The organism is Hymenobacter jeongseonensis (genome assembly GCF_015694725.1).
GTDB lineage: Bacteria > Bacteroidota > Bacteroidia > Cytophagales > Hymenobacteraceae > Hymenobacter > Hymenobacter jeongseonensis.
Genome location: NZ_JADQDQ010000006.1, coordinates 253826 through 262961, shown reverse-complemented (window position 1 = coordinate 262961; position 9136 = coordinate 253826). Strand labels below are relative to the sequence as shown.

The following is a 9136-nucleotide window of genomic DNA, read 5'->3' as shown; positions in this document are numbered from 1 at the left end:
ATTTGCCCCAACGCCCCTGCGCCCGCCTTCACCGGCCCGCGCAGGGGCGTTTTGTATTTACAAGCCCCCACTTCCCCGCTTACCCCCGCCGACAACCGGGCGCCGCGGCGCATGGGGCAAGGGTAATTACTTGCCCATGCAATTAATCTTAGAGTATGTGGCCACTTTGCCGGGCAAAAATGGCAGGGACTTTTTTATATCTAGCTTTCTTATCCCTAATGAAATTGGAAGCTCTAGTGTATAAATCATAAGAGCAGGATATATCCTAATTGCCAGCGCTAATATAGTTTGGTGACAGTACCTACTTGCAGCGAAGAAACCATGCATGTCAAGGCTTTTTGAAGCAGAGTGATGGTGCTGGAGCTTTGTAGTAATTACGTCGTTTCTGGTGCTGTTTTCTGCTGGTTTTGTAAGGATGACTGCAAATGGAGGTATTCTGTTTCCAGTTTAACATAGTTAAACTGTTTCAGCATCTTCAATCATTTAGACGAAAAAAAACCCGCGCCAAGGGTGCGGGTCTTTCTGAGCTATGAAAACAAACTTAGTTGTCGGCAGCAGTGGCTACTAGCGAGCTGCAACCGATAACCGAATCAAAGGTGGGGCATTTCGCAATTGGATAAAGGCGCATTTCGGTGAGTTGAGGGATTGGCACGGCGAACGGTAACTTTATCTGGATGCAAAGCACAACACTGACTTTCCGTTATTAAATGGTTTACACCAGATTCAAGCGGCCCAATAGCCCGGCTTTATAGGAACTGCCGATGGGAACCCGTACCGGCGTACGCGATAAACTCGTGTCCCGTACGCCGTCTAGCAGAGCCGAATCTGCTTCAATGGTCATGATGCGGTCGAGGCGGACAATGTATTTACGGTGCACGCGGGCAAAATCCCGGACGGGTAGTTTGGTTTCGAGGTCCTTCATGGTGCCGTAAACCGTAAACCGCTCGCGGGTTGTATGTAGGTTGACGTAATCCCCCAAAGCTTCCACATATTGAAGGTCGGCAGTGGCAATGCGCACCAACCGCTGGTCTTGCTTGACGAAAATTTCCGTGCGGTTATTGGCATAAAGTGCATCGCCGTCGTTGTTGGCCATGCGCAGAACCCCATCCAGCTTTTGTCGCTCATCTTCGAGTTGAATGCGAATGCGGCGTAGTTCCAGATGGGCCATGACTTGCCGGGCCAAGATGCGCAGGGCTTCGCGCTGGTCCTCGGTGAGCTCGCGTGGTACCGTGTCTAGCGCGCACAGGGTGCCCAAGGGCTGGCCTTCGGGCGAGAGCAATGGCGCGCCAGCATAAAAACGAATGTTTGGGTCGCCGGTAACGAGTGGGTTTTGGGCAAAACGTTCGTCGAGTGCGGCATCTGGTACTTCATAGATGTCGTCGGCCCGCATGGCGTATTGGCAAAAAGCGTACTCGCGGGGCGTTTCTTTGGCCTCCAACCCTACTTTGGCTTTAAACCATTGCCGTTCGCCATCGATTAGGGATACCAACGACATGGGTGTGCCGCAGATGAAGGCGGAAAGTTGCGCCAAGTCGTTGAAGACTTGTTCGGGGTCGGTATCCAGCACTTGGTAGCTGTGAAGCGCCTCCATGCGTTCTGGCTCATTTACTTGGCGTAGGGTGGCGTCGGCCGGCGTCGTGCGCATCGATAATTTCACAGCGTATTTAGAAGTGTAGCGGTTTAGTTCTGACCCAATTAAGGCAAGAAAGCACTCGATGGGAGCTTAGCAAAACTACGTGATGAATTGAAGGCAGAGGGAATATATTGGGCCGAACTGCAAACCTAGCCCTGCCAACAGGGTCAATTTCCCGGTTAATGAACGTGCAAGCCCTGCTAAAACCTTACTAAAGGGTATCTTTGGAACTCCAAAAGACGTTCGACTTCGTATACCTTCCTTTATCAACCTAACCGGGCCCCATGCCCTTCTCCTCATGCTTCATTCGTTGTTTCTAATTGGCAGCTTCGGTACAACTGAAATTCTGCTCATCGTGTTTGTAATTGTGTTGTTATTCGGGGCTAAACGCATTCCGGAGCTGTTTAAGGGCATGGGGCAGGGCGTGCGCGAGTTTAAGGACGCCAGCAAGGTGGCCGAAAACGAGCAGCCGCAGTACCGCGACCAGCCCGTGGCGCCGCCCGTGCAGCCCCCTTACCAACAGCCCGGTGCGCCCCAGCAGAGCTACCAGCAGCCGGTGCCTCCCGTGTACAACTCCAACGACCCCAACAACCAGCCGCGCTAATCCGCGCATTCCTGACTCATGCAAACCCCTTTCATCCTGTTTTTAGGCGACATCGGCGGCTCGGAGCTCATGCTCATCATGGTCGTCATCCTCATTTTTTTTGGGGCTAATAAAATTCCAGAGCTGGCGCGGGGCTTGGGCAAAGGCATCCGCGAGTTCAAAGACGCCAGTACCGAAATCCGGCGGGAGTTTGAGCAAGCCGGCCAGCCCGCACCTACGAACTATGCCCAGCAGCAACAACCCGTTTATGATGCGCACAACCAACCAGCGAGTTCGCTGCCTTCGGCTCCGGTAGCGGAAGCGGGCTCGGGCTTTGACCCGTGGGCGGCACCAGCTACCGCCTCGGTATTGCCCACCGCCGATGCGGATTACGCCGCCGTGCCCAACAACCAAGAGCCCGCTCCTCCCGTTGCGCCGACTTTGCCCCCCAACTTGGCGCCGGAAGGCACCCAGCCCCGGCAGCCGTACATTCCGGCTGCTCCGAGTCCTAACGTATAATTAATGCCGTATCGGGCACCTAATCTGCAAAACAGCTTGAAGCGTTTTCATTCTTTATCCGAAGTTCGTAACGAGCTGGCGGCGGGCACCACGTCCTGCCGTCAGCTCGTTGAGTATTACCTGGGCAACATCGAGCGCCAGCAGCACCTCAACGCATTCTTGGAGGTATGGCCCGATGAGGCCCTCGCCCAGGCTGACGCTGTTGATGCCAAGCTGGCGGCCGGCACGGCTGGGCCGCTGGCGGGCATGGTCATCGGCCTCAAAGACGTGCTGGCTTACGCGGGACACTCGCTACAAAGCAGTAGCCGAATGCTGGACGGTTTCAAGTCGCTCTTCACGGGCACGGCCGTGCAGCGCCTGCTCGATGCCGACGCCATTCTTATTGGCCGCCAGAACTGCGACGAGTTTGCCATGGGCGGCTCGAACGAGTCGTCCTTTTTTGGGCCGGCCCGCAATGCGGCCGACCCCGAGCGGGTGCCCGGTGGGTCGTCGGGTGGCTCGGCTGTGGCCGTGCAGGCTGATATGTGCTTGGCGTCTATCGGGTCCGATACGGGCGGTTCGGTGCGCCAGCCGGCGGCTTTTTGTGGCGTCATCGGCTTCAAGCCCACGTACTCGCGCATTTCCCGCTACGGCTTGGTGGCTTTCGCCTCTTCCTTTGACCAGATTGGGCCCATCACCCGTTCGGTGCAGGACGCTGCGCTGTTACTGGAGGTAATGGCCGGTCCCGACGGCATGGACAGCACGGCCAGCCAGCGCGAAGTGCCGGCCTACAGCCAGCAGCTCACGCCGGCGGCGCATTACCGCATCGGCTACATTGCCGACGCCATCGACAACGAGGGCTTGAATCCGGAAATCAAGTCGGCTTTGGAAACCCAGCTTGATATACTGCGCGGCCAGGGCCACGTGGTGGAAGCGGTGGATTTCCCTTACCTGGATTTCATGATTCCGACGTATTATATTCTCACCACGGCCGAGGCCAGTTCGAATCTGGGCCGCTTCGACGGGGTGAAATACGGCTACCGGGCTGCAGACGCCACCGATTTGGAGTCGTTGTATAAGAAAAGCCGTTCCCAAGGTTTTGGCGCGGAAGTGCAGCGTCGCATTTTGCTCGGCACGTTTGTGCTCAGTGCGAATTACTACGATGCCTACTACACCAAAGCCCAGCGCGTGCGACGCTTAATAAAGGATAAAACCGACGAGCTATTGCGCCAGTTCGATTTCCTAGTGCTGCCCACCACGCCGACCACCGCCTTTAAGATTGGCGAGAAGCAGGACCCGGTTTCGATGTACTTGGCCGATATTTTTACGGTGCAGGCCTCGCTGGCGGGCGTACCCGCTATTTCCGTTCCGATAGGGGAGGACTCGGCCGGCTTGCCCATCGGCTTGCAGGTAATGGCCGGCGCTTTCCGCGAAGCCGATTTGCTGGCCTTTGCCGGCGTGCTGACGGAGGAAGTGGTAGCTTAATAAGCAGGTAAGATACCGCCAACAGCAGGGCCTCCTACAAATAGAGGCGGTCCTGCTGTTGGCGGTATTTGCATGTTGTTTCTGCTATTTCTCATCTGCGATACACGGCCTAAAGGTGTTTGAAATCGTGGCTGACGGCGGCTTTTGGGTACTGGCTCCATCGGAAATCGGCGAGAGCCTAAACGTTTGGCTTCCTTCGTAATTCAAAACGGGTTTGACGTGCAAGGACTGCCTCGGTATATCCTTTTCTCTAGAAACATCAATCGTTACCTATACAAGTTCTTTACCCTTGCGCTATCTTAGTGCTATGAAGCAAGGGATTAAGCATGTAAAAACCTCCCGGCACAGACGGCTTTGGCTGGTGCTGGTGCTGCCTTGGCTGCTGTTTAAAACGACAGAGAGTAAGGCCCAAGGGGTACCGGAATCCAAGTCGGCAGACCCGGTAAATTCCACAATGCCAGCTTTGTTGGGCGACACGCTGCGTGTGCGATTGGAGTTGCAGCCCGATTCGTTGGTGGCCGTGCCAGTAGACCCCATGGGCATTGATTCGGCCCGGCTAGAATGGCTGCGAACGCCACCTACCCTGCGCGACTTAGTCTGCGACCGGGTGAGCTGCTTCGAAACCGACGTGCCCCACCAATTCAATAATTCGGTGATGGCCTACGTGACGCTGTTCACGGCTCGCAACCGGAGCTACATGCAACGCGTGCTAGAGCGTGAGAACTTGTACTTCCCCATTTTTGAGAAATACTTGGCGCAGTATAATCTGCCCATCGATTTGAAATACTTGGCCGTGGTGGAATCGGCCCTGATTCCGACGGCGAAGTCGCCAGTGGGCGCAACTGGCCTTTGGCAGTTTATGGGCCCCACCGCCGGCGACCTGCGCCTGAAGCGGGACGAGTGGGTGGACGAGCGCATGCACCCAGAAAAGGCTACCGAAGCCGCCTGTAAGCACCTGCGCTACCTCTACGGCGTGTTTCACGATTGGGAGTTGGTGCTGGCCGCCTACAACTGGGGCGCCGGCAGTGTACAGCGCGTGATGCGACGTACTGGCAAAAAAACATTCTGGGAGTTGTACCCCCATATGCCGGCCGAGACGCGCAACTATGTGCCCACCTTCACGGCTATCATGTACAGCATGAAGTACGCCGAATCGCACGGCCTGCGCACCGATAACTTAAACTACCAGCACGCGGAGCCGATGGATACGTTGGGCTTACGGGGCCAAGCCTTTGACTTGCGGCGCCTGAGCCAGGCCTGCGGCTACGACGATTCGCTGTACCTCGCCCGTTTCAATCCGGAGTTGCGGCGGGCGGCTCTGCCCGCTGGCTATCGGCCCTACGTGGTGCGGTACCCGGCGGCGGCGGCCGTACATTTGGGCGATGTGGACCGCGCGACGCTGCTTGATTATTGCCAGCCCGCGGCCGCTTTGCCGCAGCAACTGGCGTTTATGCCGCCGCGTTTGGACGGTGTGGAACCTTGGCTGAGCCGGCCGCTTCTGGCGGCTACTGAAGGGCCACGCACCCGCAGCGAGGCCGAAGCACCACGCTTTCGGCGGGTGCCGCACAAGGTGCGGCGCGGCGAAACCCTAGCCGGTTTGGCCGAGCGCTTCGAGGTGAGCCAGGCCCAGCTGCGCCGCTGGAACGACCTGCCCAAAGGCCGCGCGCTGAAGCCAGGGAAACAACTCGTGATATTCGTGCCGCAGCCAGCAGCGGCGCCGAGCAAGCAAATGGTCCCTGCGGAAGCGCCAGCTGCAATTGCCGTGGTGCCGCGCTCTGTGCGGCCCACCATAGCTCCTGAGGTGGCTGCCGCTCGCCAGGCCCAGGCCGATGCCAATGCCCGGGAAGTAGCGCGGATGCAGGAAATAGCTCGCCAGGAAAAAAATCAGGAGGCCCGCCTGACAGCAATTCGTCAGCGCCAAGCTATTCACCAAGCGGCGGCGGAAGCGCAAGCCCGCGTGGCTGCCCGTCGCTTGGCGCAGGTGCAGGGCGCCGAAACCAAACGGAGTGAAACCAAAGCGGCCGCTGAGGTGGCTGGCGAAGTGGCCAGCGAGCCCGCGTCGGCTACGGGGAATGAAGAAATGACGTACACCGTGCGCAAAGGCGACAACCTCACCAAACTTGCCCGCGACCACAAAGTGAGTGTGGCGCAAGTAACGGAGTGGAACGGCCTTGATTCGGAAACCTTAGTTGCTGGCCAGCGGCTGGTGTTCCACGCGCCGGCTGAAAGCGATGGCGTGCCGGAGGTAGCTGCCCGAAAGAAACCCAACGCCACCACCAAAACCGCCGCCGCGCCCCGCGCTACGGAGTTGGCCAAGGAATTGGCGTCGCCAAAGGTGCACTTGGTGCAACGCGGCGATACGCTGTTCAATATTTCGCGCCGCTTCGGCGTGAGCGTGAAAATATTGCGCGAAGTCAACCACCTTACTTCCGACGAAGTGAAGCTGGGCCAAAAGCTGTTGGTGCCCCAGGGATAAGAAAAACACGACGGCCGGCGACCTCCGTACTACCGCTTGGTCGACTGGCTTATGAGGCACGTCGCAGCAACTGGAGATAAAATAAACACGGCCTTGCTGCGCATTTCGCGCTAATTTCGCCTATACGGCCGCGCTGCCTGCGCGGCCGTTTCTCTTTGCCACGCTTTTCGATGCTGAAAACAAGCCAACAAGACGCCCTCAACTACCACTCCCAAGAGCCCGCGGGCAAGCTGGAAGTGGTGCCCACCAAACCCATGAGCACCCAGCTCGATTTGGCGCTGGCTTACTCGCCCGGCGTCGCCGAGCCGTGCAAGGCCATTGCCGCCAATCCGGATGACGTGTACAAGTACACGGCCAAAGGCAACCTAGTGGCCGTGATTACCAACGGAACCGCGGTGCTGGGCTTGGGCAACATTGGGCCGGCGGCATCCAAGCCGGTGATGGAAGGCAAAGGTGTGCTGTTCAAGAAGTTTGCCGGCATTGACTGCTTCGATATTGAGATTGACGCCACCGACCCCGACGAATTTATCCGCATTGTGAAAGCCCTGGAGCCCACGTTTGGCGGCATCAACCTGGAGGACATCAAGGCGCCGGAATGCTTTCGGATTGAAACCGAGCTGCGGGAAAAGATGAACATCCCGCTGATGCACGACGACCAGCACGGCACGGCCATCATCACCTCGGCGGCGCTGTTGAACGGGTTAGAAATCGTGGGCAAGAAAATCGACGAAATCAAGCTCGTGGTGAGCGGCGCGGGCGCGGCGGCCGTGTCGTGCCTGCGGCTGTACCTGGCCCTGGGCCTGAATAAGGACAATGTGGTGGTGTTCGACAAAGACGGCATCATCAACGCGGCCCGCACCAATCTGGACCCGATTCAGATGCAGTTTGCCACCACCCGCACCATCACCACGCTGGACGAGGCGATGGAAGGCGCCGACGTCTTTCTGGGCTTGTCGGCGGCCAACGTGTTGCCCGCCGGCCTGCTGCTGCGCATGGCGGGGCAGCCCATGGTGTTTGCCCTGGCCAACCCCGACCCCGAGGTGAGCTACCAACTGGCCATGGCCACGCGCGACGACCTGATTATGGCCACCGGCCGCTCCGACCACCCCAACCAGGTGAACAACGTGCTGGGGTTTCCCTACATTTTCCGGGGAGCCTTGGACGTGCGCGCCACCGAAATCAACGAAGCCATGAAGCTGGCCGCCGTGCATGCGCTGGCCGAGCTGAGCAAAGAGGCCGTGCCCGAGATGGTGAACAAGGCCTATGGCGACAACACCCTGGCTTTTGGCCCGAACTACTTGATTCCGAAGCCGCTCGACCCGCGGCTCATTACCACCATTAGCCCCGCGGTGGCGCGGGCGGCCATGGAAAGCGGCGTGGCCCGTTTGCCCATTGAGGACTGGACGGCCTACGAAGACCAGCTCCGTGCCCGCCTCGGCGTGAACCAGAAGCTGATGAACCGCATGACGTCGGCGGCCAAGGCCAACCCCAAGCGGGTGGTGTTTGCGGAAGCCGACAACTACAAAATCCTCAAAGCAGCCCAGATTCTGCGCGACGAGGGCATTGCGCATCCCATTTTGCTGGGGCCGCAGGAAGCCATCGAAACCATTGCCCGCGCCAACAGCCTGGATTTGGAGGGCTGCGAAATCATCAACATCCTGAAACAGGACGAGAAGCGCGCCGAGTACGCCGCCCTGCTGTACCAGAAGCGCCAGCGGCGCGGCATGACGCTGTACGAAGGCCGCCGCCTGATGCGCGAACGCAACTACTACGCCGCCATGATGGTGGAAACCGGCGAGGCCGACGCCTGCATTACCGGCCTGACCAAGGACTACGGCAAGAGCATCATTCCCTCGCTGCAGGTCATTGGCACCGAAGAAGGCGTGCGGCGCGTCGCGTCGATGTACATCATTCAGCACAAGAAAGGCCCTTACTTCTTCGCCGATACCACGGTGAACATCAACCCCACGGCCGAGGAAATGGTGGAGATTATCGGCCTCACGGCCCGGGCCGTGCGTTTCTTCGATGCCGAGCCGCGCATGGCGGTTATCAGCTACTCCAACTTCGGCTCCAACTCCGGGGTGCTGCCCGAGAAAACCCGCCGTGCGACGGAACTGGCCAAGGCCCGCTTCCCGGACCTGCTGATTGACGGCGAGATGCAGGCCAACGTGGCCCTCAGCCCGCAGCTGCTACAGGAGCATTATGGCTTCAGTCCTTTGGCCGAGAAAGGCGCCAACACACTGATTTTCCCCAACGTGGAATCGGGCAACATTGCCTACAAAGTGCTGCAGGAAATCAGCGGCACCGAAGTCATTGGGCCGGTCCTGATGGGCATGCGCAAGCCGGTGCACATTCTGCAGCTGGGCGCCTCGGTGCGCGACATCGTGAACATGGCCGCCATTGCGGTGGTGGATGCGCAAATGGGCAGCAAGGCGTTGTAGTATCGTTGCATAGCTTGGAT

Annotated in this window: 6 protein-coding genes; 5 read left to right on the top strand and 1 reads right to left on the bottom strand. The window is 58.6% G+C overall.

The window, feature by feature from the left end; translation table 11 throughout:
- Positions 1–712: 712 nt before the first annotated feature.
- The gene (locus I2I05_RS14360; RefSeq protein WP_196282962.1) at positions 713–1657 is read right to left on the bottom strand and encodes a GAF domain-containing protein; all 945 of its coding nucleotides are present in this window, start codon (positions 1655–1657) and stop codon (positions 713–715) included.
- Between the two features lie 274 nt (positions 1658–1931).
- Here I2I05_RS14360 and I2I05_RS14355 point away from each other — a divergent pair, with 274 nt between their 5' ends.
- The 5 genes from I2I05_RS14355 to I2I05_RS14335 all read left to right on the top strand — a co-directional run bounded on the left by I2I05_RS14355 (position 1932) and on the right by I2I05_RS14335 (position 9116).
- Positions 1932–2237, top strand: a complete 306-nt coding sequence (locus I2I05_RS14355) for a Sec-independent protein translocase subunit TatA/TatB (protein ID WP_196282961.1) — start codon at positions 1932–1934, stop codon at positions 2235–2237.
- Between the two features lie 18 nt (positions 2238–2255).
- Complete coding sequence (tatA, locus tag I2I05_RS14350; protein WP_196282960.1) at positions 2256–2735, top strand: Sec-independent protein translocase subunit TatA/TatB; 480 nt, start codon at positions 2256–2258, stop codon at positions 2733–2735.
- A gap of 36 nt (positions 2736–2771) precedes the next feature.
- A complete protein-coding gene (gatA, locus tag I2I05_RS14345; RefSeq protein WP_196282959.1) occupies positions 2772–4199 on the top strand; it encodes an Asp-tRNA(Asn)/Glu-tRNA(Gln) amidotransferase subunit GatA in 1428 nt (475 codons plus the stop codon).
- Between the two features lie 454 nt (positions 4200–4653).
- Positions 4654–6675 (top strand): LysM peptidoglycan-binding domain-containing protein, encoded by a 2022-nt coding sequence (locus I2I05_RS14340; protein WP_196282958.1) that lies wholly within the window; start codon positions 4654–4656, stop codon positions 6673–6675.
- Between the two features lie 170 nt (positions 6676–6845).
- Complete coding sequence (locus I2I05_RS14335; RefSeq protein ID WP_196282957.1) at positions 6846–9116, top strand: NADP-dependent malic enzyme; 2271 nt, start codon at positions 6846–6848, stop codon at positions 9114–9116.
- Positions 9117–9136 lie beyond the last annotated feature (20 nt).